The organism is Streptomyces sp. NPDC051364, assembly GCF_040682115.1.
In the GTDB taxonomy this organism is placed as follows: domain Bacteria; phylum Actinomycetota; class Actinomycetes; order Streptomycetales; family Streptomycetaceae; genus Streptomyces.
In genome coordinates this window covers 20,111-41,464 of sequence record NZ_JBFBAH010000031.1, presented here as the reverse complement: position 1 = coordinate 41,464, position 21,354 = coordinate 20,111, and the positions used below count along the sequence as shown (strand labels likewise).

Below are 21,354 nucleotides of genomic sequence, written 5' to 3'. Positions count from 1 at the left end.
GCATCTCACAGGCACTTCTCAGATTCGGCGGCTCCGGTCCTAAAGGCCTCACGCTCCGTGTTTGCGGACCCTCAGGCTCCGTGCTTGCGGACCGCCCGCAGCCACTCGCGGTTCATGGCGGCGATGGACGGCAGCGGGATGCCCTTGGGGCAGGCCGTGGCGCACTCCCCGGTGAGGGTGCAGCCGCCGAAGCCCTCGCCGTCCATCTGGGCCACCATGTCCAGTACGCGGGTCTCCCGCTCCGGCGAGCCCTGCGGCAGCACGTTCAGGTGGTTGACCTTGGCGGAGGTGAAGAGCATCGCGGAGCCGTTGGGGCAGGCCGCCACGCAGGCCCCGCAGCCGATGCACTCGGCGTGCTCGAAGGCGAAGTCGGCGTCGGCCTTGGGCACGGCGGTGGCGTGTGCCTCGGGGGCCGATCCGGTCGGGGCGGTGACGTAGCCGCCGGCCTGGATGATCCGGTCGAAGGCGCTGCGGTCCACGACGAGGTCCTTGACCACCGGGAAGGCGGAGGCCCGCCAGGGCTCGACGTCGATGGTGTCGCCGTCGGCGAAGGAGCGCATGTGGAGCTGGCAGGTGGTGGTGCGCTCGGGGCCGTGGGCGTCGCCGTTGATCACGAGGCTGCACGCACCGCAGATGCCCTCGCGGCAGTCGTGGTCGAAGGCGACCGGGTCCTCGCCGCGCAGGATGAGGTCCTCGTTGAGGGTGTCGAGCATCTCCAGGAACGACATGTCGCGGGAGATCCCGTCGACCTCGTACGTGACCATGGCGCCGGGGGTGTCGGGGTTCTGCTGGCGCCAGACGCGCAGGTTGAGCCTCATGCGTAGCTCCGCTGGGTGGGGTGTACGTACTCGAAGACGAGGTCTTCCTTGTGCAGGACGGGGGCCGCGCCGGTGCCCTGGTACTGCCAGGCGGCGGCGTAGCCGAACTCCTCGTCACGGCGGGCGGCCTCGCCGTCCGGGGTCTGGGACTCCTCGCGGAAGTGTCCGCCGCAGGATTCGGCGCGGTGGAGGGCGTCGAGGCACATCAGCTCGGCGAGCTCCAGGTAGTCGACGATGCGGTTCGCCTTCTCGAGGGACTGGTTGAACTCTTCGCCGCTGCCGGGGACCTTGATCCGCTTCCAGAACTCCTCGCGGATGTGCGGGATCCGGTCCAGTGCCTTGCGCAGGCCCTCCTCGGTGCGGGACATGCCGCAGTACTCCCACATGAGCTCGCCGATCTCGCGGTGGAAGGAGTCGGGGGTGCGGTCCCCGTCGACGGCGAGCAGCTTGGCGAGGCAGTCGCGGGTCTCGCGGATCGCGGCCGCGGCCTCGGGGTGGCTGTCGTCGACGGCTTCACGGTGCGGGTGGCGGGCCAGGTAGTCGTTGATGGTGGAGGGGAGCACGAAGTAGCCGTCGCCGAGGCCCTGCATCAGGGCGGAGGCGCCGAGGCGGTTGGCCCCGTGGTCGGAGAAGTTGGCCTCGCCGATCGCGAACAGGCCGGGGACCGTGGTCTGGAGGTCGTAGTCGACCCACAGGCCGCCCATCGTGTAGTGCACGGCGGGGTAGATCCGCATGGGGACCTCGTACGGGTCCTCCGCGGTGATCCGCTCGTACATCTCGAAGAGGTTGCCGTACTGCTCGGCGACCTTGTCCCGGCCCATGCGGCGGATGGCGTCGGCGAAGTCGAGGTAGACGCCCTGCCCACCGGGGCCGACCCCGCGGCCCTCGTCGCAGACGTTCTTGGCGGCCCGGGAGGCGATGTCGCGGGGCACGAGGTTGCCGAAGGAGGGGTAGATCCGCTCCAGGTAGTAGTCGCGCTCCGCCTCGGGGATCTCGGCGGCGGGGCGGGTGTCGCCCTGGGCCTTGGGGACCCATATGCGGCCGTCGTTGCGCAGGGACTCGCTCATCAGGGTGAGCTTGGACTGGTGGTCGCCGGTGCGCGGGATGCAGGTGGGGTGGATCTGGGTGAAGCAGGGATTGGCGAAGTACGCGCCGCGCCGGTGCGCCCGCCAGACCGCGGTCGCGTTGGAGTTCATGGCGTTGGTGGAGAGGTAGAAGACGTTGCCGTAGCCGCCGCTGGCCAGGACGACCGCGTCCGCGTAGTACGTGTCGATGCTGCCGGTGACCAGGTCGCGGGCGACGATGCCGCGGGCCACTCCGTCGACGGTGATCAGGTCGAGCATCTCGGTGCGGGCGTGCATCTCGACGTTTCCGGCGGCGATCTGCCGGGACAGTGCCTGGTAGGCGCCGAGGAGGAGCTGCTGGCCTGTCTGGCCGCGGGCGTAGAAGGTGCGGGAGACCTGGACGCCGCCGAAGGAACGGGTGTCGAGGAGGCCGCCGTACTCGCGGGCGAAGGGGACGCCCTGGGCCACGCACTGGTCGATGATCTCGACGGAGATCTGGGCGAGACGGTGGACGTTGGACTCGCGGGCGCGGAAGTCGCCGCCCTTGACGGTGTCGTAGAAGAGGCGGTGCACCGAGTCGCCGTCGTTGCGGTAGTTCTTTGCGGCGTTGATGCCGCCCTGGGCGGCGATGGAGTGGGCCCGGCGCGGGGAGTCGGAGAAGCAGAACTGGACGACGTGGTAACCCTGTTCTGCGAGGGTGGCGCCGGCCGCCCCGCCGGCCAGGCCGGTGCCGACGACGATCACGGTGTGCTTGCGGCGGTTGGCCGGGTTGACGAGCTTGGCCTCGAAGCGGCGGCGGTCCCAGCGTTCGGCGATGGGGCCTCGGGGGGCCTTGGTGTCGGCGATCGGCTCGCCGGTGGCGTAGTCGGTGTAGCCGGTGTTCGGGTACTCGGGCATGGTCAGCTCACCACTCCGGTCATGACGGCGACGGGGACGGAGACGAAGCCCGCGAAGAGGACGAGGGCCAGGGCGTTGGCGAGGATCTTCAGGGCGCGGTCGCGCCGGGCGTTGCCCGCGCCGAGGGTCTGGGCGGCGCTCCAGAAGCCGTGCCGGACGTGCGCCGCGAGGGCGGCCATCGCCACGATGTAGATCGTGTTCCCGTACCAGGTGGAGAACGTGGCGAGGACGTTCTCGTAGGGGTGGCCGGCCCACGCGCGCTCGTTGACGGTGAGCGTGGTGAGGTCGAGCAGGTGCCAGACGATGAACAGGGCGAGGATGACGCCGCCCCAGCGCATGGTGCGGGTGGCGTAGCTCGCGCGGCGGCGCTTGTGGGCGTACTTGACCGGGCGGGCCTTGATGTCCCGGCGGCTGAGCTGGTACGCGGACACGGCGTGCGCGACGACGGCGGCGAGCAGGACGACGCGGGCCGCCCACAGGCCCCAGTGGCTGTGCAGGAAGGGCTCGCCCATGTGGCGGAGCCAGTGCGCGTACCCGTTGAAATCCCCCGGGCCGAAGAAGATCTTGAGGTTGCCGATCATGTGGACGACCAGATATCCGAGCATGATCAGCCCGGAGACCGCCATCACGGACTTCTTGCCGACGGTGGAGTCCCAGAGCGTTCGCGTGGTGGACGGTCGTCGGCCCGTCCGCGTTGCCAGAGCCATGTCACAGACGGTAGGGACCAAAGTCCCGAGAGGTCCAAGACATGATGACGCTGATCTCGATAGGGGCTCTCTATGTACCGCGTATGCTGGGGCAATGCAGTTCCAGCAGCTCCTGTACTTCGTGGCCGTCGCCGAGACCCGGCACTTCACCCGGGCCGCGGAGCGGGTGCATGTCGCCCAGCCGTCGCTCTCGCAGCAGATCAAGGCGCTCGAACGGGAGCTGGGGGCGGAGCTGTTCAGCCGGGCGCGGGGGAACATCGCGCTCACCGACGCGGGCGAGACGCTGCTGCCGCTGGCCCGGCGGATCCTGGCGGATGCGGACACCGCTCGGCTCGAGGTGCAGGAACTGGCGCAGCTGCGGCGCGGGCGGGTCCGGCTGGGGGCCACACCGAGCGTGTGCACAGGCCTTCTGCCGCATGTGCTGCGGGCCTTCCACACCGCCCATCCGGGGATCGAGCTGCTGATCGAGGAGAGTGGTTCGCTGGACCTCGTACGGGAACTCGCCCGCGGGGCCCTGGACTTGGCGCTGATCGCGCTGCCGCTGCCGCCTTCCGCCCCGGCACTGACCACCGTGGAGCTGCTGACGGAGGACCTGGTGGTGGTCTCCTCGGCGGAGCTGCCGCCTCCGGCGGGCGGCGGCCCGCTCACGGTGTCCGCGCTGCGCGACGAGCCGATGGTGATGTTCCGCCACGGCTACGACCTGCGGGACCTGACGGTGGCCGCCTGCCGGGCGGAGGGCTTCGAGCCGGTGTTCACGGTGGAGGGCGGGGAGATGGACGCGATCCTGGGCTTCGTTCGCGCGGGGCTCGGCGTCGCGGTCGTTCCGGCGATGGTCGTCGACCACGCCGGCCCGGGGCTGCGCGCCACGCCTCTGGCGGGCTCCCCGCTGCGCCGCACGATCGCCTTGGCCCACCGTACGGACGTTGCTCCCCCACGCGCGGCCCGCGAGCTGAAGCGCATCCTGCTGGGCTGAGTCCGCCGCGCCCGTCGGGGGCCGCGTCAGGCCCTGCGTCAGGGTTGTGCCGGGGCTATGGGGAGAGCCCTGTCGAGCCCATCGGCCAGCATCGCGAAGGCCTGGTCCGCGTCGGCCACGGCGGCCGGGTGCGCCTCGTCGGCGCTCTGACCGGCATCCATGCGGCGATAGTTCTCCCGGCCCAGCTCGTGGCGGACCGCCACCAGGTGCATCGCCGCCAGCCGGGCGGTGAGCGGCGGGGCCGACTCCGCCTCGAGCACGGTGGCGAGCAGCTCCACCTCGAGGTCGGTGTAGTGGGCCATCCGGCTCTCCAGGCTGGCGGTGGAGTAGAGCAGCCGCTGGAAGGCGAGCACCCCGGGGTGGTCGCACAGCCCGGTGATCGGGTCCCGTTCGGCGAGGGCAGCGAGGAAGTGCGCACGCACCGCGCCCACCGGCGTCTGGCCGGCAGGGCGGTCGCGCACGATGCGGGCCGCCTCGTCCTGATGGTCGGCGAACCGGTCGAGCACCAGGTCCTCCTTGCTCGGGAAGTACCGGAAGAGGGTGGGCTTGGAGACCTCGGCCGCGGCGGCGACATCCGCCACCGACACGGCGTCGAAGCCCCGCTCCAGGAAGAGTTCCAGCGCCGTGGCCGCCAGCTGGCGACGTGTACGGAGCTTCTTGTTCTCGCGCAGACCCGTCGTGTTCTCCATGCGCACAGCTTAGCACAAATTAGTGACCGAGTAATTTTCTTAACCGGGTTGCATTTTCTGTCGGGAGCCGCTTTCCTTGAGACATCGACGAGCACATCGACGAGGAGAGGACATCCGATGACCGACGTACTGATCGTGGGCTCCGGCCCCACGGGACTGACCCTGGCGTGCGAGCTCGCCCTGAGCGGAGCCGCCGTCCGCGTCGCAGAGGGACGCAGCGCACCGCACCGCGAGTCCCGCGGCAAGGGACTCTGGCCGAGCAGCCTCGAGGTTCTCGAAGGGGTGGGCGTGGCCGAGCCCCTGACGGCCATCGGCAGCAGTGAGGTGGTCCTGCGCAAGTACTTCGACGGAGCGCACATCAACGACACCCCCATGCCCGGCAGCGGCCTGCTGATAGGGCAGTGGCAGATCGAGGAGGCGCTGCGCGACCGGCTCGCCGGCCTGGGCGTGCAGGTCGAGTACGGGTCCCGGCTCGCCGGGATCACGCAGGACGCGGCCGGGGTCCGCGCGGAGCTGGCGGACGGCACCGTGATCGGGGCCCGCTACCTCGCCGGATGCGACGGCGGGCACAGCACCACCCGCAAGCTCCTCGGCATTCCCTTCGAGGGCAGTGGCGAGGACGAGCCCGCGATGGTCATCGGGGACGTCCGGGCCCCCGGGCTCAGCCGGGAGTTCTGGCACCAGTGGTTCACCTCGGAAGGCGGCGGGATACTGCTCTGCCCGATGCCGGGGACGGACACCTTCCAGCTGCAGGCCTCACCCGAGCAGGACGAGCACGGCGGACTGCTGCCGCCCACGCCGGAGAGTTTCCAGCGGCTCTTCGACCGGCATGCCCGGATGCCGGGGATCCGGCTTTCGGATGCCACCTGGCTCTCCGCATGGCGGGTCAACGTCCGCATGGCCACCCGGATACGGGAGGGCCGGGTGTTCCTCGCCGGGGACGCCGCGCACGTCCACCCCATAGCCGGCGGGCTGGGCATGAACACCGGCATCCAGGACGCGGCCGCCCTCGGCCGGACGCTGGCCGCAGCCCTGGCCGGGCAGGCCGGCGAGGAGGTGCTCGACGCGTACGAGGCGGAGCGGCTGCCGGTGGCCGCCGAGGTCCTCGCCGACACGGCACGGCGGTACGAGCGGGTCATGGCTGCCGTCCGGACCCCCGGCGTGGGGACGGAGGCCGGCCTGGACTGACCGGGCCTCCGGGCCGATGTCGGGCGGGCTTCAGGAAGGCGTGGGCACGGCGTCCGACAGCGAGAGAGTGTGGATGCGGTCCGGGGAGCCGGGGCGGGCGTAGTACCAGCCCTGGGCGGTGTCGCAGCCGAGGTCGCGCAGCTGGGCGGCCTGAGCGCCGGTCTCCACGCCCTCGACCGTGACGGCGAGTTCGAGGCTGTGGGCCAGCGCGACGATGCCTTCCACGATCTTGACGTCGACCGGGTTGGCGGGCTGCTGCTGCATCCCTTTGGTGAAGGAGCGGTCCAGCTTCAGGACGCTGACCGGGAGGCGGCGCAGGTTCGCCAGGTTCGAGTAGCCCGTGCCGAAATCGTCGAGCGCGATGTCCACGCCGAGGGCGGCGAGCCGGCGCAGGGGTTCGAGGAGTTCGTCGTCGGCGCCGATCAGGGCCGATTCGGTGACCTCCAGGCACAGGGCGCCCGGGGCGAGGCCCGAGTTCTCCAGCACCGCGACGGTGTCGGCGACCAGGCCGGGGTGGTGCAGCTGGGTCGGCGAGAGGTTGACGTTGATCCGCAGGGCGGAGCCGCCATGCTGGCGCTGCCAGTTGCGGGCCTGGCGGACGGCCTCCTCCAGGACCCAACGGCCGAGCGGCACGATCAGCCCGGTCCGTTCGGCGAGCGGGATGAAGCGGTCCGGCCCGAGCACCCCGTACTGCGGGTGCGACCAGCGCACCAGCGCCTCGGCGCCGTGGATGCTGCCGTCGTGCATGTGGACCAGCGGCTGGTACTCGATGAAGAACTCGCCGCGTTCCAGTGCCGCCGGGAGGGCGTTGGTCAGGCCGTGCCGCGTGATGGCACGGGCATCGGCCTCGGCGTCGGCGAACTCGAAGCGGTTGCCGCCGGCCGCCTTGGCCCGGTACATGGTGATGTCGGCGCTGCGCAGCACCTCCGCCGCGGTGCGCTCCCGGGCCAGGCCCTCCACGATGCCGATGCTGCCGCGGACCGACAGCTCGCGGCCCTCGATCCGGATGGGCACGGACAGGGCGGACAGGATCCGGACGGCGAGTTCGGTCACCTTCTCCTCGGTGTCCGAGCCGGTGGTCAGCGCCACGAACTCGTCGCCGCCGAGTCGCGCGACGACCTCGCCGGGGCCCGTCGCGCAGCTCTGCAGCCGGTCGGCGACCTCCACCAGGAGCCGGTCGCCCGCCGAGTGCCCGAGGCTGTCGTTGACCGCCTTGAACCCGTCGAGGTCCAGGTAGCACAGGCCGAAGCGGCTGCCGCCGGCCCCGCTCAGGGCCTTCTCCAGGCGTTCGAAGAACAGCGTCCGGTTCGGCAGCCCGGTCAGGGCGTCATGCGTGGCCTCGTAGCGGAGCCGCAGGTTCAGCAGCCGGCGCTCGGTGGTGTCCTCCATCAGCGCCAGCTGGTACTGCGGCACCCCCTCGGCGTCACGCAGCAGCGACACCGTCAGGTTGGTCCACAGCACCGTCCCGTCGTGGCGGTAGTACGGCTTCTCGACGCGGTAGCTCTCGCGCTCGCCGCGCACGAGTTCCCCGTACATCCGCCAGACGTGCGGTGCGTCGTCGGGGTGGCCCCACTCGCTGACGTTGCGGCCACGGACGTGCCCGCCCATCCCTCCGAACATCTGCAGCAGCGCGTCGTTGACCTCGAGGACGTTGCCCTGGAGGTCGGCGATGCCGATGCCGATGGCCGCGCCCTCGAAGACCGCCTTGAAGCGCTCCTCGCTCGCGTGCAGGGCCTGCTGGGCGTCGATGCGGGCGGTCAGCGCGGAGCGGGCGATGGCTTCCTGCTCCTTGAGGGTCCGCTCGCGCAGGGCGCGGGCGAATCCCGCCGCGATCCCGTGCTGGAGCCGGGCGCAGCGCGACCGGTACTCCTCGGTGCCCTCCACGCCCACGCCGTCGGGTCCGCAGTAGAGCACGAGGTACGACTCGACCACGCCGAGCGTGCCGGCCAGCGCGTCCGGGTCGGTGCAGTGCACGGCGACGAGTTCGGCCCCGACCCGCTGGGCGACGCCCGCGTCGAAGGGCCGGGCGTGCAGGGCCTCGGCGAGGGTCCGGGCGAGCGGGATGAGGTGCTGTTCGAACTCGACGCGGGTCAGCGAGGTCGCGGTGACGGGGAAGATCGCCCGTCCCCAGATGGTCGCGAAGCGCCCGATCCGGTCCTCCAGCCCGCTCCGCAGCGCGGCGGGACCCGCCGACAGGCCCGCCGGAGCCGGCGGGCCTGTGCGTGCGGACGGAGGCTCTGCTCCCTGCGCGGGCTCTGCTGCCTGCGCGGGTTCTGCGTTCTTCGGGGTCGGTGTGCCGGAAGGCACCGCGGCCGGGGATCTCACGCCTTGCGTCCCACTCCGCCGAAGCCCGAGAACGCGTACGGGTCCTCGGGCGCCTCGCTGTCCTCCGGGTCCTCGGTGCCCTCGGGCTGCCACAGCGGCATCGACACGACACCGGGATCGACCAGCTCGAACCCGTCGAAGAAGCGGGTGATCTGCTCGCCGCTGCGCATCACGAGCGGGTTGCGGATGTCCCGGTAGACGCCGACCATCCCGCCCGCGACCTCCTGGGAGATCGGGATGCCCTCGTAGGAGGCGTGCGTGAGCACCAGGAGGCTGCCGGGGGCCAGCGCCTCGCGCAGTTCGGCGACGGCGGCGTACGGGTCGTCCGCGTCCTCCAGGAAGTGCAGGACGGCGACGAGCAGCAGGGCGACGGGGCGGTCGAGGTCCAGCAGCTGCGAGACCTCGGGGGCGGCGAGGACGTCCCGCGGCTTGCGCAGGTCGGCGGCGACGATGCCGGTGCGGTCGTCGCCGGCCAGGACGGCGCGGCTGTGTGCGACGGCCACCGGGTCGTGGTCCACGTAGACCACGCGGGCCTCGGGGCTGGCGGCCTGGGCGATCTCGTGGACGTTGCCGAACGTCGGGATGCCGGAGCCGATGTCGAGGAACTGGGTGACGCCCTGGGCCACGGCGTAGCGGACGGCGCGGCGCATGAAGGCGCGGTTGGCCTGCATGATCTTGGGCAGGCCCGGCAGGAACTCCATGGCGCGGCGGGCGGCCTGGCGGTCGACCTCGAAGTTGTGGGAGCCGCCCAGGTAGTAGTCGTAGATGCGGGACACGCTCGGCACCGATATGTCGATACCTGGCGGGGCCCAGGCGGGGCGCTCCATCGGGGTCTCCAAGCCGTAGTCCTGCGCGATCGTCCGGGATCGGACGCCTGTCCGAGCCGAATGTACTGATCATTGCCCAACGGAGCGAGCAAAAGCGGAAATTGGTGATCCGTTCTTCATCACACACCAAAGGCCTCCAAGGCCCCTCCCGCAGCGAATGACCGAAACCGACAAGTCGCTTATGGGAATACGCAGGTGCATGACCGGACTGCTTCATTCCGTGGCTCAAACCTCTACGGTCTTCGCTCCACCCGTTCAGGCGAACCACGGCCGAGCCTCGCGTGCGCGAGCGCACGTGAGCCCATGCTCCCCGGGTGAACAGAGCCTGTACCAGACGCCTACTGGTGGTCCCGGTCGTGCTGTGGGCGGCGTTGTCCGCCACGCCGGCCGTGGCTGATAGCTGCGCCTACGCGACGATCGACGCCGGGGACGGCGCGGCCGCCGTCCGGCTGGTCGCGGCCGCCGGAAGCGGTGCGGCCGCGAGCGGCCGGGGTGGCGGACATCACGGCGACGGGCCTCCCGGCGGGCAGGGCGGCGGCCACCGCAGCGGACACGGCAACGGCCACGGAGGCCCCCACGGACCCGGCGGCCACGGGGGGCACCCGGGACACCACTGCCCGCCCCCGCCTCCCCCGCCCTGCCCGCCGAAGCCGACTCCCACCCCGAAGCCGACCCCGCCGCCACCCCCGGCGCCGAAGCCGCCCCCGAAGCCGACTCCGCCGCCCCCGCCGCCGCCCCCGCCCGCCCCGAAGCCCATTCCGCCGCCCCCGCCCGCTCCGCAGGCGAAGCCGAAGCCGCCCGCGCCGGCCCCGCCGAAGCCGGTACCGCCGCCGCTCGAGGTGAAGGCGCCGGCCCCCGCGGTGACGCCCCCGGCCCCGCCCCCGAAGAAGCCGGTGGCCAGGCCGGCCTACCGCACGGCGGCCGCCAAACGGCCCGAGCACCACATCTCACCGGTGACCTTCACCTTGATGACCGCGGCTCCCGCGGTGCTCGCGATCGTCGCACTGCGCCCGCGCTAGGCCGCCAGGACCCGGCCCGCACACCCCGCACACCCCCTCGTGACCGATTTGGGAGTCATCTTGTCGGAATGGCTCGTCCTGTCCCTCGCGATGGCCGCGGCCTGCGCCGTGGTGCTGTCCATCGCCTTCTTCAACCACCGGCGGATCGGCGACGACGACGATCCCGACGAAACGCCGGACGTCATCGAGTACATGACGATGATGATCGGGGTGATCTACGCGATCGTGCTGGGCCTGGCGATCGCCGGCGTCTGGGAGGGCCGCGGGGCCGCCCAGGAGTACGTTCGCCAGGAGGCCCAGGCCCTGCACGAGATCAGCGTCCGCTCCGAGGTCTACCCGGCCGAGGTGCGGAAGAAGATCAGGTCCGACGTCGACGCGTACGTGACGTACGTGGTGGACACGGAGTGGAAGGAGATGGCCGACAGCGGCAATCTCACCGACCGCAGCGGGGAGCTGCTGGACCGCATCCGCCGGGACGTCACGGACTACGAGCCGCAGACCGACCACGAGGGGCAGGCGTACCAGCCGCTGGTGGACCAGGTCGCGCTGGTGGACGACGCGCGCAGCGCCCGCGGACAGAGCGCGGGGGCGACGATGCCGGGGGTGGTGTGGTTCGGGCTGATCGCCGGCGCGCTGGTGACGGTGGGCCTGGTCTTCACCCTGCAGATCCGCCGCTCGTTCCGGGAGCTGCTGCTGGCGGGCCTGTTCAGCGCGCTGATCGCCTTCCTGCTGTTCCTGATCTGGGACTTCGACGCACCGTTCGGGCGGGGCATCGCGGCGACCGCCGAGCCGTTCCTCGCACAGTTCCCGCATCTGGGGCTCGGCGACTGAGGCGCCGAGGGTGCCGGGGTGCCAGCGGTACCGGGGACGCCGACGGTGCCAGGGTTGCCGGCGGTGCCAGGGGTGCCGGCGGCGCCGGGGCCCCGCCGTGCCCCCGCAGCCGCCCCGCAAAACCGGGGATGGGCCTCCCTTCCCCGGTTCGGCCCATGCCCGTGCCCCATTCGCCCGTTCCTGATCGCGGGTCACCGCGGCCGCGCCTAGCGTGGCGGGCATCGAGGCGCACGACCCCCCACGTGCGGAAACCGTTCCGCGGCTGCTCCTCGGGGATCCGGAGAACAACCATGGGTGCGATACGTACCAACGCCACAGCCCTGCTGAGCGCCGGCGCCACGGGCGCCGTACTCGCGCTCGGCGTCCTCGGCGCGCCCTCCGCGACCGCGGCCGAGGCCCAGCCCATCACCTCGTTCGGCTTCGCCATCACCCCGTCGACGGTTGCCCCCGGCGGCCGGACGGTGCTCTCCGTCACCGGCTGCAACGCCGCCTACGCCACCGCCTCCTCCGGGGTCTTCGACACCGTGAGCATCGCGCGCGGCCAGACCGCGCGGGTGACCGTCGACCGCGACGCCCGGCGCGGAGCCGTGTACTCCGTCTCCTTCACCTGCAATGGGGAGACCGGTTCGGCCGACCTCACCATCACCGGCGGCACCACCCGTCCCACCACCAGTTCCACGTCGACGGCCACCGCGAGGGCCAATACGAGCGTCACCTCCACCGCCACCGGCGGCGCCTCCCTCGGTGTCCGCGGCGGCCTGGGCGGCAGTGTGGCCGGGATGGATCCCCGGGAGCTCGGCGCGGGCGCCGGGCTCTTCCTCGCGGCCGCCGGCGGTACGGCGTACGTGCTCCGCCGCCGCCGTTCCGCACGCGGCCACTGAGCATCCCCGGCGGACTCGCGACCGCCGGTCGCCCCGAGTCCTGGCCGAGGATTCGGGGCGACCGGCGGTTCCCGGGCCGCGACCGGGGAGGCGGCGCCGTCAGGCCCGCCCGCGGACGGGACGGCGCCGGCGCATCACGTGGACGCCCGCGCCGAGCGCCGAAGCGCCGACGAGGCTCGCCCCGATGGCGGTCTCGGCGGTGGACGGGCCGAACGAGCCGCCGATACCGCCCTGTGCGCCATTGCCGCGGAGGATCGTGAACCGGTGTGTGGCGACCAGGCTGTTGTCGTGGCACTTGACCGACAGCGTGTGGTTGCCGGGCGAGGCGTGGTTGAAGATCCGGACGGTGGCGAACCCGATGGAGCCGGCCGAGAGGTTCGTCTGGGGAAAGTTGCCGGCCGACCAGACGGTGCCGCCGTGGCGGCAGCCGGCCGCGCTGACCTGCATCGTCGAGCCCTGGTGCACGGAGTAAGGGTTGACGGTGACATTGCTCGGCCCGTTGCCGCTGTTGCCCCCGTTGCCGCCCTGACCCGACGGAGGTCCGCCCAACGGGTCCGACGGGTTCGCGGCGGCGAACGGGGTACTGAGCCCGACGGCGACGAAGGCCGCCGCGGCCACGGTGAAGGCGCGGAGAACACGCATGGTGGAACCTCCAGCGGGAAGCGCCCCGGAGCGGTCGCCCGGGAAGATCGACGAGAACGCCTCCCACGACGAACCCTCGGGGCGGCTCGCAACCAGCGCATTTCCGGCTTTGGGCCGCAAGGTTGAGCGACACGCCGAGGCTCGCGCGGCCCGGCTGACGGATCCGCAGGTCACGACCCGTCAGGCATTTATGTGATGAATACCTGGATGGGCGCACCCCTTCCGGCCCCGCCACCCGTTCGCCCTTCACCGATCGCCGTCTTGCGTACGCAGCCTTAGCGTGCGTGGAGAACGGCGTACAGGGGTGGGACAAGAACGCGGGTCGGGACCCCCGCGTCGGGAAGGGAGAGCCATGACCGAGGACGAGGGCGAGCAGCCACCGAGAAGACGATCCCCCTGGGGCGTGCTCGCACTGGTCATGCTCAGCGGCCTCGCCATGATGCGCAACGGGGCGGAGGTCGCCGACGGGCCTCCGCAGCCGACCGCCGCCGCAGCGGTCGGGGTGCCTGCCGAGCAACTCCCGGCGAATCCGCCGGGGCAGGGCGAGCAGCCCATGCAGCACCAGCCCGCGCCACCGGTGGAGGTGGCGCCGCTGGATCACTCGTCGGTCCAGCGCATCAAGATCCCCAACATCAGGGTCGACGCGCCGGTGATGACGGTGGGGCTGGACCCGCAGGGCTGGATCGAAGCCCCGCCGCCACAGGACCCGAATCTGGCCGGCTGGTACCTCAATGGCATCTCGCCGGGGCAGCGCGGCTCGGCGGTGATCGTGGGCCACGTCGACAACGCACACGGCCCGGCGGTCTTCTACGGCCTGGGTTCGCTGCGCAAGGGCAACCACATCGAGGTGGAGCGGTACGACGGACGCACGGCGGTGTTCGAGGTGTACGGGGTGGAGGTGTTCTCGAAGGAGACCTTCCCCGGAGCCCGGGTGTACGGGGACACCGGGCACGCGGAGCTCCGGGTGATCACCTGCGGCGGCGGCTACTCCAAGGCCCGGGGCTACGACGGCAACGTGGTCGTCTTCGCCCGGATGGTGGAGACGCGCTGAACGATCGGCTCACCGCCCCGCCGGACGGCCCGGGGCACCGCCCGCCCCGCCGAGGGAGAGGACTCCTCAGCGGGGCGGCAGCGCGGGCAGCGTCATCCGGTAGCCCCGGGCGAGGAGTTGGGGCAGGTAGGTGCTCACCGCCGAGACGCTCTGCGAGCGGTCGCCGCCCGCGTCGTGGTTCAGCACGATCACGCCGGGCGCCGCGCCCTTGAGGACGCGCGAGACGATCGTGGTGGTGCCCGGCTCCTTCCAGTCCAGGGTGTCCACGGTCCAGGCGAGCGGTTCCATGCCCAGCTCGGCCCCGATCTCGAACGCGGCCCGGTTCCACGCCCCGTAGGGCGCCCGGAACCACAGCGGCGCCTCCCCCACCGCCTGTTGTACGACCTCGCTCGTGCGGGCGATCTCGGAGGCGAGGTCGGGCCGGGTGAGCGTGGGGATGAGCGGATGGGTCCAGGTGTGGTTGCCGATGAGGTGGCCCTCGGCGGCCATCCGGCGCAGCAGGTCCCGGTTGTCGGTGGCCATCTCCCCGCAGACGAAGAACATGGCGCGGACGCCGTACCGGGCGAGGGTGTCCAGGATGGCGGGGGTGTAGCGGGGGTCGGGCCCGTCGTCGAAGGTGAGCACCATGGCGCTCGCCGTGCTCGCGTCGGGGGGCAGCTCCAGGATGGGCCGGGTCCGTACGGCGGGCTTCGCGGCGGGCGGGCGCAGCGGGGTCTCGGAGGTCATGGGGCTCAGCCGGTACGCGGCCTGCCCGGGCGCCTGGGGCCGCAGGGCGCGGACTCCGCCCGGTCCGGCGGCTCCGCCGGGTCCCGGCTGTCCGACCGCCGGGCCGCCGGCGGGGCCGGCGGGGCCGGCGCCGAGGCCCGCGCCGGGTGCGCCGCCCGCCGTGTTCTGTCCGGGTGCTCCGGTCTCGCCGCCGGTGAGGAGTCCGGAGGCGGCGGCGACTCCGAGGAAGACGGCGGTACGCAGGAGCATGCGTCGCCCTACTGTCGGCTCGTCATTTTTCATTATTACTACGTATCAACGACATCCCCGCAGATGTCGAGAGGCGCGAACGCGCAGGCTTCCCCTCACCCGATCAGCCGCGCCGCACCAGGGGGAACGGCAGCGTCTCGCGGATCGTCAGGCCCGTGAGGAACATGACCAGCCGGTCGACGCCGATGCCCAGACCGCCGGTCGGCGGCATGGCGTACTCCAGGGCGTCCAGGAAGTCGTTGTCGAGTTCCATCGCCTCCGGGTCGCCGCCCGCCGCGAGCAGCGACTGGGCGGTGAGCCGGCGCCGCTGCTCCACCGGGTCGGTCAGTTCCGAGTACGCGGTGCCCAGTTCGGTCCCGAACGCCACCAGGTCCCAGCGCTCGGCGAGGCGCGGGTCCTTGCGGTGCTGCCGGGTCAGCGGGGAGACGTCGGTGGGGAAGTCCTTGTAGAAGGTCGGCAGCTTCGTCTTCTCCTCCACCAGCCGCTCGTACATCTCCAGCACCACGTCGCCGCGGGTGTCCTCGGGCGCGTGCGGTACGCCGGCGCGGTCGCAGAGCCGGCGCAGCACGGGTTCCGCGGTGTCGGCGTCGACCTCCTCGCCGAGCGCCTCGCCGATGGCCCCGTACATCGTCTTGACCGGCCAGATCCCGGAGATGTCGTGGACGACGAGCTGTCCGTCCGGGCCGGCCTTGTGGGCGATCGGCGAGCCGAAGGCGGCGGTCGCGGCGCCCTGGATCAGCTCGCGCGTGAGGTCGAGCATCACGTCGTAGTCGGCGAAGGCCTGGTAGGCCTCCAGCATCGTGAACTCGGGGTTGTGCTTGTAGGAGACGCCCTCGTTGCGGAAGGTGCGGCCCATCTCGAAGACCTTCTCCAGGCCTCCGACGCACAGCCGCTTCAGGTACAGCTCGGGTGCGATGCGCAGGTACAGGTCGAGGTCGTAGGCGTTGATGTGGGTCCGGAAGGGCCGGGCGTTGGCCCCGCCGTGGATCTGCTGGAGCATCGGGGTCTCGACCTCGAGGTAGCCGCGGTCCAGCAGCCCCTGGCGCAGTGCCTGGACGGCCGCGGAGCGGGCCCGTACGACGTCCCGCGCCTCGGGGCTCGCGACCAGGTCGAGGTAGCGGCGCCGGACTCGGGCCTCGGGGTCGGCGAGACCCTTGCGCTTGTCCGGGAGCGGGCGCAGGCACTTCCCGGTGAGCTGCCAGGAGGAGACCACGAGGGACGGCTCGCCGCTGCGGCTGGCGCCGATCGCGCCGCTCGCCACCACGTGGTCTCCGAAGTCGACCTGGGAGGTGAAGGAGTCCAGTACGCCGGCGCCGCTCTCTTCGCGGGTGAACATCAGCTGCATGTCCCCGGACCAGTCGCGCAGGACGGCGAAGACCACGCCGCCGAGGTCGCGCACGAGCATCACGCGGCCGGCGAGCGTGGCCTGCTCCCCGGACCGGGTGCCGGGCGGGCGGCCGGGGTGGGCGGCCCTCAGCTCGGCCACGGTGTGGGTGCGCTGCCGGATGCCGACGGGGTACGGGTCGGTGCCGGCCGCCCGGATCCGCTCCATCTTGTCGTGACGGACCCGGACCTGATCGGGCAGCCGCTCGGCGCGCGCCGCGCCTGCGGCCTCCTGCCCCACGAGGTCCAGGCCGAGGGAGTCGAGCGGGGGCAGCCCCTCGGTGCTGGCGGGCGCGGTGAGCCCCCTGGCGTGCGCGTTGCCCCACAGTTTGCGCAGGCTGGGTACGGAGACGAAGCCCTCGGCGATGCCGGAGGCGAGGCTGACCCGGGCGAGCGAGCCGGCGTCCTGGTAGCAGAGGAACCGCGGGTACCACTCGGGCCCGTACTTGACGTTCGAGCGGTACAGGGCCTCCAGCTGCCACCAGCGGGAGAAGAACAGCAGCAGTTTGCGCCACAGCTTGAGGACGGGGCCGGCGCCGATCCGGCCGCCCTCCTCGAAGGCGGAGCGGAAGACGGCGAAGTTGAGGGAGATCCGGCGCACGCCGAGGCCGGGCGCGGCAGCGCACAGCTCGGCGACCATGAACTCCATGACGCCGTTGGGGGCGGTGCGGTCGCGGCGCATCAGGTCGAGGGAGATGCCGTCCTTGCCCCAGGGGACGAAGGACAGCAGGGCGATCAGGTCGCCCTGGGCGTCGAAGGCCTCGACGAGCAGGCAGTCCCCGTCGGCGGGGTCGCCGAGCCGGTCCAGGGCCATGGAGAACCCGCGCTCGGTCTCGGTGTCGCGCCAGGTGTCGGCGCGTTCGATGATCCGCTGCATCTCCTCGTCGCTGAGGGCGGAGTGGCGGCGGATGACGGTGGCGGCCCCGGTGCGCTTGACGCGGTTGACGGCCTGACGGGTGACGCGCATGTCGCGGCCGTCGAGGTCGAAGCGGGCGACGTGCAGGATCGCCTCGTCGCCGAGCTGGAGGGCGCTGAGCCCGGAGCGGGCGTACGCGGTCGCGCCCTCCTCGGAGGCGCCCATGACGGCGGGCTGCCAGCCGTGCCGGCGGGCGACGGTGAGCCAGGCGTCCACGGCGGGGCTCCAGGCGGCGGGGTCGCCGACCGGGTCGCCGCTGGCGAGGCAGACGCCGGCCTCGACGCGGTAGGTGACGCCGGCCCGGCCGTTGGGGGCGAACACGACGGCCTTGTCGCGGCGGGTGGCGAAGTAGCCGAGGGAGTCGCCGCGGCCGTACGCGCCGAGCAGGGCCCGGATGCGGGGCTCCTCGTCCCCGTGCAGGGCGGCCGTCAGCCGCTGGGAGCGGAAGAGGGTCGTGGCGGCGTTCAGCAGGGCGAGGGCGCCGAACAGGCCGAGGAAGAAGTACAGCGGGCGGGGCGGGTGGCCGTCGAACTGGCGGGGCGAGACGAGGCCGCCGAAGACCTGCCGGGCGGCCCAGTCCAGCCACTGCCCCTTGGGCAGGGTGCCGGGGAACAGGGCGACCAGGCCCCAGCCGACGAGCACGGCGACGAGCAGGCCGAGGCCCAGGACGAGCAGGGCCCGCCAGAAGGCGCCGGGCCGGGAGGCGGCGTAGAACTCCTTGCGGGCGGCGACCAGGACCCCGAGGGCGGCGACGGCGATGGCCATCGAGGGGCCGCCGATCCAGTAGTACTCGTCGGCGATGATCAGGAGGTCGACCAGGACGAGCAGGGCCAGATAGGTGACGACGATCCACCATGCGACCTTCTTGCGGGTGCCGAGGGCGGCGGCGAGCAGGAAGAGGAAGACGGCATAGGCCAGGTTGGCGCTGACGGGCACCACGATCTCGTCGAGGAACCGCACGATGTGCCGCAGGAGGTGCCGCAGCGTCGGGGAGAGCGCCAGTACGGCGCACAGCAGTCCGAGCGCTCCGAAGAACGCGGCGAATGCGTCGGGCACCCGGTTCAGGAAGCGGTTCCGGGTGCCCCGGGTCTCCTCCACGGTGGCACTCATGGTTCGCACTGTAGGGAGGCCGACGCCGCTCCGCGCGGCGAGGGGCAGGGGGTGTCCGGCGGATCAGGGTCGGATGGGCCGGGTCGGCTGGTGCCGTGGATTGCAAGGCGGAGGAGGGAGACAACGCGGTGGGGGCACCTCCCAGCGGGCCTGGTGAGCGCGGCGGAGGAGCTGACGGCGGACGCGGTGGTGGTCGGCGCCTCCGAGCAGGCCGGGCACCGCATCGTCGGCTCGGTGGCGGGCCGCCCGGTCACGGCGGGCCGCTGGCCCGTCACGGTGGTTCCGTGACGGGCCGGCGGTGGCAGGGAGCGGCCAGGGGCGGCGGCTATTTGGCCATCGCCAGGCCGTCCTTGGCCGCGCCGCGGCTGAGGACGGCCTCGCTGATGGCGTCCTGCGCCTCCTCGTACTCCCCGTCCGAGGACCGCGCCAGGGCGGCGGGCAGGTTGACGACCTTGCCGGCGGACAGGTCCATCATCTGCGGGACGAACTCGGCCTTGGTGACCTGCCAGCGCCGGCCCGCGGCGGCCGGCGGGGCGAAGGTGAAGCGGCCGATCGAGCCGTAGTTGCCGCGCATGTCCCGCGCGCCCGAGTAGTTGAACATCTCGCCGGCGACCTGGTCGCCCATGCCGTAGATGATCCACGTCCCGTTGACCTTCTCGTAGGCCTGCGGGATGTGCGCGTGCGTGCCCAGGATCATGTCGATGTCGGGGCGCCCGCCGGTCTGCGAGGCCGTCAGCGCCTTGCCGAGCGCGAGCTGCTTCTCGTCCGGCTCGGTCTGCCACTCCGTGCCCCAGTGCACGCTGACCAGGACCACGTCCGCGCCCGCCTTCCGGGCGGCCCGCGCATCCGCGATGATCCTGTCCTTCTCCATCAGGTTGACGGCCCACGGCTGGCCCTCCGGCAGCGGGTAGCCGTTCGTGTCGTACGTGTACGCCAGGTGCGCGACCTTCGCGGAACCCGCCGTGTACATGGTGGGCGTGGCCGCCTCGGTCGCCGTACGGGCCGAACCGGCGTGCTTCAGACCGGCCTTGTCGAACTTGTCGAGGGTGCGCTTCAGTCCTTCCGCCCCGGCGTCCAGGGTGTGGTTAGAGGCGGTGGAACAGCCGTCGTACCCGGCGTCCTTGAGTCCGTCGGCCACCTCGGGCGGGGACTGGAAGGCCGGGTAGCCGGTGAACGGTCCGCCGTCCTCCCCGTACACGGTCTCCATATGGCAGATGGCCAGGTCGGCGGCCGAGACCACCGGCTTGACCAGGGAGAACATCGGCCTGAAGTCGTGGCCGTCGCCGTCCGCGTCGGCCGCCGCCCGCTTGATGACGGAGTCGTGCGGCAGCACGTCGCCGGTCGCGACCAGGGTGAAGCCCTTCGCGGCACCGTCCTGGGCCGCGTTGGACCCGGAGCCGCTGGACGGCGCCGGGGTGGGGGAGTTGCCGAGGCGGGCCGGCGCGGGCTCCTTCCCGGCGGAACAGCCTGCGGCGGCCGCCGCCATGAGGACAGCCGACAGGAGCGCGAGGGCCTGCCGGGTGTGCTTGGTCATCTGGGCCAGCTCTCATTAGTAGGACTATCCGACCATCTCTAATCCATGGAGGTGGACGTCACCAGTCGGGGAACGGCTCCAGGGGCGCCCGGCCTCACCCGGGCGGCCGTTCGCCGCGCCGTTCGACCGTTCACCGCCGGGCGCGGCCGCCCACCGGATGACCGGGGTGCTTGGGCGCAACGCCGGGACCGGACGGTTCCCGGGGCGCTCCGTGCAGGTGAGGGTGAGTCCGTCGGACCCGAACGGACCCAGGAAGGAGCCACTCGTGCCCCTCTCCCCCACCCTCCTGCGCACGGATCCCGAGGCGCTGGCCGAACTCCAGCGCGACCACGGGCGGGCCCTGTTCGGTTTCCTGCTCGGCCTCACGGCCGGCGACTCCCAGCGCGCCGAGGACCTCGTGCAGGAGACCCTGGTCCGGGCCTGGCAGCACCCGGAGGTGCTGGAGAGCGACCACGAGTCCATGCGGCCCTGGCTGTTCACCGTGGCGCGGCGCCTGGCGATCGACGCCCGGCGGGCGCGGCTGTCACGGCCACAGGAGGTGGACCCGGAGGGGCTGGAGCAGGCGCCCGCGCCCGAGGACGCGGTGGCCGGCTCGGTCACGGCGATCGATGTCCGGCGGGCCGTGGGCTCGCTCGGGCCGGAGCACCGAGAGGTGCTGATGCAGGTCTACTTCCAGGACCGCTCGGTGGCCGAGGCGGCCGCGGAACTCGGGATTCCGGCAGGAACGGTCAAATCCCGTACGTACTACGCACTGCGCGCCCTGAAGAAGGGCCTCCAGGGGTACGGGTACGACCTCGGCGCCTGAGCACCGGGGGGAACCACGCAGCGAACGAACCGAATGCACGCGGATCGGACACAAAGCACATCGAAATCGGCCTCAGAGCGTTCAAGTTGGGTAAACATCCCCCGTTCCGCGCGCCGCTCGGTGAAGGCTCATGACTGACGACGGGAAGCTCGACGCGCGGGAGAAGGTGGAACGGTGCAGCCCGAGGGTACGAACGGCACCAGTGACGGCGGGCTCGCGGTGCCCATGGCATGGCTCTATGCGGAGTACATCGCCGACGAACTGCTGCGCACGGGCCGGCTGATCCCGGTCAGTACCCTGGAGTTCCGCGCCGGGCGGGACACGCTCGCGCTGACGATCTACCTCTCCGACGCGGCCGGCGAGCTCTCCGGGATCCGGGTGGTCTCGCAGCTCGACGAATGGCTGTCGCTGACGGCGTACGGGCACCCCTGGCGGGACTGGGTGCACACCCGGTTCCTCGCACTGGGCGAGGAGGCGAGGGAACGCGGCACCGGTGAGGACCCGGACCTCGAACTGGCCCGGGCGGCCTGGCGCTGGCTGGACCGCACCGAACTCTTCGCCACCAACCTCGACCCGGGCCGGCACGGCCACGCCGACACCCCGCTGGGCCTGGACGAGAACGCTCGGGTGTGGACCCCGGCCTGGCAGCTCGGGCTGCCGCTGGGCCACTTGGCGATGCACCTGTTCTGACGCGGGGCACCTGCTCCGAAGCGGGAACC

General features: G+C 72.1%; 18 protein-coding genes and 1 pseudogene. 9 read left to right on the top strand and 10 right to left on the bottom strand.

All coding sequences use genetic code 11. The annotated features are described in order from the left end of the window. Nucleotides 1–71: 71 nt before the first annotated feature. The 3 genes from AB0M76_RS35800 to AB0M76_RS35790 are packed head-to-tail and all read right to left on the bottom strand — an operon-like array spanning nt 72 to nt 3,486. Nucleotides 72–818, bottom strand: coding sequence for a succinate dehydrogenase/fumarate reductase iron-sulfur subunit (locus AB0M76_RS35800; protein ID WP_266635353.1), 747 nt, complete (start codon nt 816–818; stop codon nt 72–74). Further along, nucleotides 815–2,779: a fumarate reductase/succinate dehydrogenase flavoprotein subunit gene (locus AB0M76_RS35795; protein WP_365956923.1), complete on the bottom strand. Its 1,965-nt coding sequence runs from the start codon at nt 2,777–2,779 to the stop codon at nt 815–817. Before AB0M76_RS35795 ends, AB0M76_RS35800 begins: the two co-directional genes overlap by 4 nt. A 2-nt stretch (nt 2,780–2,781) precedes the next feature. Continuing rightward, complete coding sequence (locus AB0M76_RS35790; protein ID WP_365956922.1) at nt 2,782–3,486, bottom strand: succinate dehydrogenase; 705 nt, start codon at nt 3,484–3,486, stop codon at nt 2,782–2,784. A 94-nt stretch (nt 3,487–3,580) separates the two neighbouring features. Between AB0M76_RS35790 and AB0M76_RS35785 the strand changes: the two genes are divergently transcribed. Next, a complete protein-coding gene (locus AB0M76_RS35785; protein ID WP_365956921.1) occupies nt 3,581–4,459 on the top strand; it encodes a LysR substrate-binding domain-containing protein in 879 nt (292 codons plus the stop codon). 38 nt (nt 4,460–4,497) lie between these two features. Here the strand turns inward: AB0M76_RS35785 and AB0M76_RS35780 are convergent, their stop codons facing one another. Beyond that, a complete protein-coding gene (locus AB0M76_RS35780) occupies nt 4,498–5,148 on the bottom strand; it encodes a TetR family transcriptional regulator (protein WP_365956920.1) in 651 nt (216 codons plus the stop codon). Nucleotides 5,149–5,265: 117 nt separating this feature from the next. On the opposite strand from AB0M76_RS35780, the gene AB0M76_RS35775 reads away from it, so the two are divergent. After that, a complete protein-coding gene (locus AB0M76_RS35775; RefSeq protein WP_365956919.1) occupies nt 5,266–6,336 on the top strand; it encodes an FAD-dependent monooxygenase in 1,071 nt (356 codons plus the stop codon). 30 nt (nt 6,337–6,366) lie between these two features. Here the strand turns inward: AB0M76_RS35775 and AB0M76_RS35770 are convergent, their stop codons facing one another. Beyond that, nucleotides 6,367–8,532: an EAL domain-containing protein gene (locus tag AB0M76_RS35770; protein ID WP_365956954.1), complete on the bottom strand. Its 2,166-nt coding sequence runs from the start codon at nt 8,530–8,532 to the stop codon at nt 6,367–6,369. A 125-nt stretch (nt 8,533–8,657) separates the two neighbouring features. Beyond that, a complete protein-coding gene (locus tag AB0M76_RS35765; protein WP_365956953.1) occupies nt 8,658–9,488 on the bottom strand; it encodes an SAM-dependent methyltransferase in 831 nt (276 codons plus the stop codon). 314 nt (nt 9,489–9,802) lie between these two features. Here AB0M76_RS35765 and AB0M76_RS35760 point away from each other — a divergent pair, with 314 nt between their 5' ends. From AB0M76_RS35760 to AB0M76_RS35750, 3 genes are all read left to right on the top strand, one after another. After that, nucleotides 9,803–10,507 (top strand): hypothetical protein, encoded by a 705-nt coding sequence (locus AB0M76_RS35760; protein ID WP_365956918.1) that lies wholly within the window; start codon nt 9,803–9,805, stop codon nt 10,505–10,507. Between the two features lie 60 nt (nt 10,508–10,567). Further along, nucleotides 10,568–11,338 carry a hypothetical protein gene (locus AB0M76_RS35755; RefSeq protein ID WP_365956917.1) on the top strand — a complete coding sequence of 257 codons (771 nt, stop codon included), beginning with the start codon at nt 10,568–10,570 and terminating at the stop codon, nt 11,336–11,338. 290 nt (nt 11,339–11,628) lie between these two features. Further along, the gene (locus AB0M76_RS35750; RefSeq protein ID WP_365956916.1) at nt 11,629–12,219 is read left to right on the top strand and encodes a hypothetical protein; all 591 of its coding nucleotides are present in this window, start codon (nt 11,629–11,631) and stop codon (nt 12,217–12,219) included. A 99-nt stretch (nt 12,220–12,318) separates the two neighbouring features. On the opposite strand, the gene AB0M76_RS35745 is transcribed toward AB0M76_RS35750, so the two are convergent. After that, nucleotides 12,319–12,861 carry a hypothetical protein gene (locus AB0M76_RS35745; protein ID WP_365956915.1) on the bottom strand — a complete coding sequence of 181 codons (543 nt, stop codon included), beginning with the start codon at nt 12,859–12,861 and terminating at the stop codon, nt 12,319–12,321. A 352-nt stretch (nt 12,862–13,213) separates the two neighbouring features. Between AB0M76_RS35745 and AB0M76_RS35740 the strand changes: the two genes are divergently transcribed. Beyond that, nucleotides 13,214–13,912 (top strand): class F sortase, encoded by a 699-nt coding sequence (locus AB0M76_RS35740; RefSeq protein WP_365956914.1) that lies wholly within the window; start codon nt 13,214–13,216, stop codon nt 13,910–13,912. Between the two features lie 66 nt (nt 13,913–13,978). Here the strand turns inward: AB0M76_RS35740 and AB0M76_RS35735 are convergent, their stop codons facing one another. Continuing rightward, complete coding sequence (locus tag AB0M76_RS35735; protein WP_365956913.1) at nt 13,979–14,887, bottom strand: polysaccharide deacetylase family protein; 909 nt, start codon at nt 14,885–14,887, stop codon at nt 13,979–13,981. Nucleotides 14,888–14,990: 103 nt separating this feature from the next. After that, a complete protein-coding gene (gene lysX, locus AB0M76_RS35730) occupies nt 14,991–18,296 on the bottom strand; it encodes a bifunctional lysylphosphatidylglycerol synthetase/lysine--tRNA ligase LysX (protein ID WP_365956912.1) in 3,306 nt (1,101 codons plus the stop codon). A gap of 147 nt (nt 18,297–18,443) precedes the next feature. Here lysX and AB0M76_RS35725 point away from each other — a divergent pair. Further along, nucleotides 18,444–18,584 (top strand): annotated as a pseudogene (locus tag AB0M76_RS35725) (universal stress protein); the annotation flags it as partial. Nucleotides 18,585–18,621: 37 nt separating this feature from the next. Here AB0M76_RS35725 and AB0M76_RS35720 read toward each other — a convergent pair. Next, on the bottom strand, nt 18,622–19,830 hold the full coding sequence (locus AB0M76_RS35720) for a CapA family protein (protein WP_365956911.1): 1,209 nt from the start codon (nt 19,828–19,830) through the stop codon (nt 18,622–18,624). A 265-nt stretch (nt 19,831–20,095) separates the two neighbouring features. Between AB0M76_RS35720 and AB0M76_RS35715 the strand changes: the two genes are divergently transcribed. Both AB0M76_RS35715 and AB0M76_RS35710 read left to right on the top strand, forming a co-directional pair. Beyond that, nucleotides 20,096–20,635, top strand: coding sequence for a sigma-70 family RNA polymerase sigma factor (locus tag AB0M76_RS35715; protein WP_266661536.1), 540 nt, complete (start codon nt 20,096–20,098; stop codon nt 20,633–20,635). 225 nt (nt 20,636–20,860) lie between these two features. Next, a complete protein-coding gene (locus AB0M76_RS35710; RefSeq protein WP_266672520.1) occupies nt 20,861–21,325 on the top strand; it encodes a hypothetical protein in 465 nt (154 codons plus the stop codon). The last annotated feature ends 29 nt before the right edge of the window (nt 21,326–21,354 follow it).

Bases quoted from the DNA above. Each gene is read 5' to 3' on its own strand.
- AB0M76_RS35800 (WP_266635353.1), bottom strand. From the start codon at position 818: ATGAGGCTCAACCTGCGCGTCTGGCGCCAGCAGAACCCCGACACCCCC.
- AB0M76_RS35795 (WP_365956923.1), bottom strand. From the start codon at position 2,779: ATGCCCGAGTACCCGAACACCGGCTACACCGACTACGCCACCGGCGAG.
- AB0M76_RS35790 (WP_365956922.1), bottom strand. From the start codon at position 3,486: ATGGCTCTGGCAACGCGGACGGGCCGACGACCGTCCACCACGCGAACG.
- AB0M76_RS35785 (WP_365956921.1), top strand. From the start codon at position 3,581: ATGCAGTTCCAGCAGCTCCTGTACTTCGTGGCCGTCGCCGAGACCCGG.
- AB0M76_RS35780 (WP_365956920.1), bottom strand. From the start codon at position 5,148: ATGGAGAACACGACGGGTCTGCGCGAGAACAAGAAGCTCCGTACACGT.
- AB0M76_RS35775 (WP_365956919.1), top strand. From the start codon at position 5,266: ATGACCGACGTACTGATCGTGGGCTCCGGCCCCACGGGACTGACCCTG.
- AB0M76_RS35765 (WP_365956953.1), bottom strand. From the start codon at position 9,488: ATGGAGCGCCCCGCCTGGGCCCCGCCAGGTATCGACATATCGGTGCCG.
- AB0M76_RS35750 (WP_365956916.1), top strand. From the start codon at position 11,629: ATGGGTGCGATACGTACCAACGCCACAGCCCTGCTGAGCGCCGGCGCC.
- AB0M76_RS35745 (WP_365956915.1), bottom strand. From the start codon at position 12,861: ATGCGTGTTCTCCGCGCCTTCACCGTGGCCGCGGCGGCCTTCGTCGCC.
- AB0M76_RS35740 (WP_365956914.1), top strand. From the start codon at position 13,214: ATGACCGAGGACGAGGGCGAGCAGCCACCGAGAAGACGATCCCCCTGG.
- AB0M76_RS35735 (WP_365956913.1), bottom strand. From the start codon at position 14,887: ATGCTCCTGCGTACCGCCGTCTTCCTCGGAGTCGCCGCCGCCTCCGGA.
- lysX (WP_365956912.1), bottom strand. From the start codon at position 18,296: ATGAGTGCCACCGTGGAGGAGACCCGGGGCACCCGGAACCGCTTCCTG.
- AB0M76_RS35720 (WP_365956911.1), bottom strand. From the start codon at position 19,830: ATGACCAAGCACACCCGGCAGGCCCTCGCGCTCCTGTCGGCTGTCCTC.
- AB0M76_RS35710 (WP_266672520.1), top strand. From the start codon at position 20,861: ATGGCATGGCTCTATGCGGAGTACATCGCCGACGAACTGCTGCGCACG.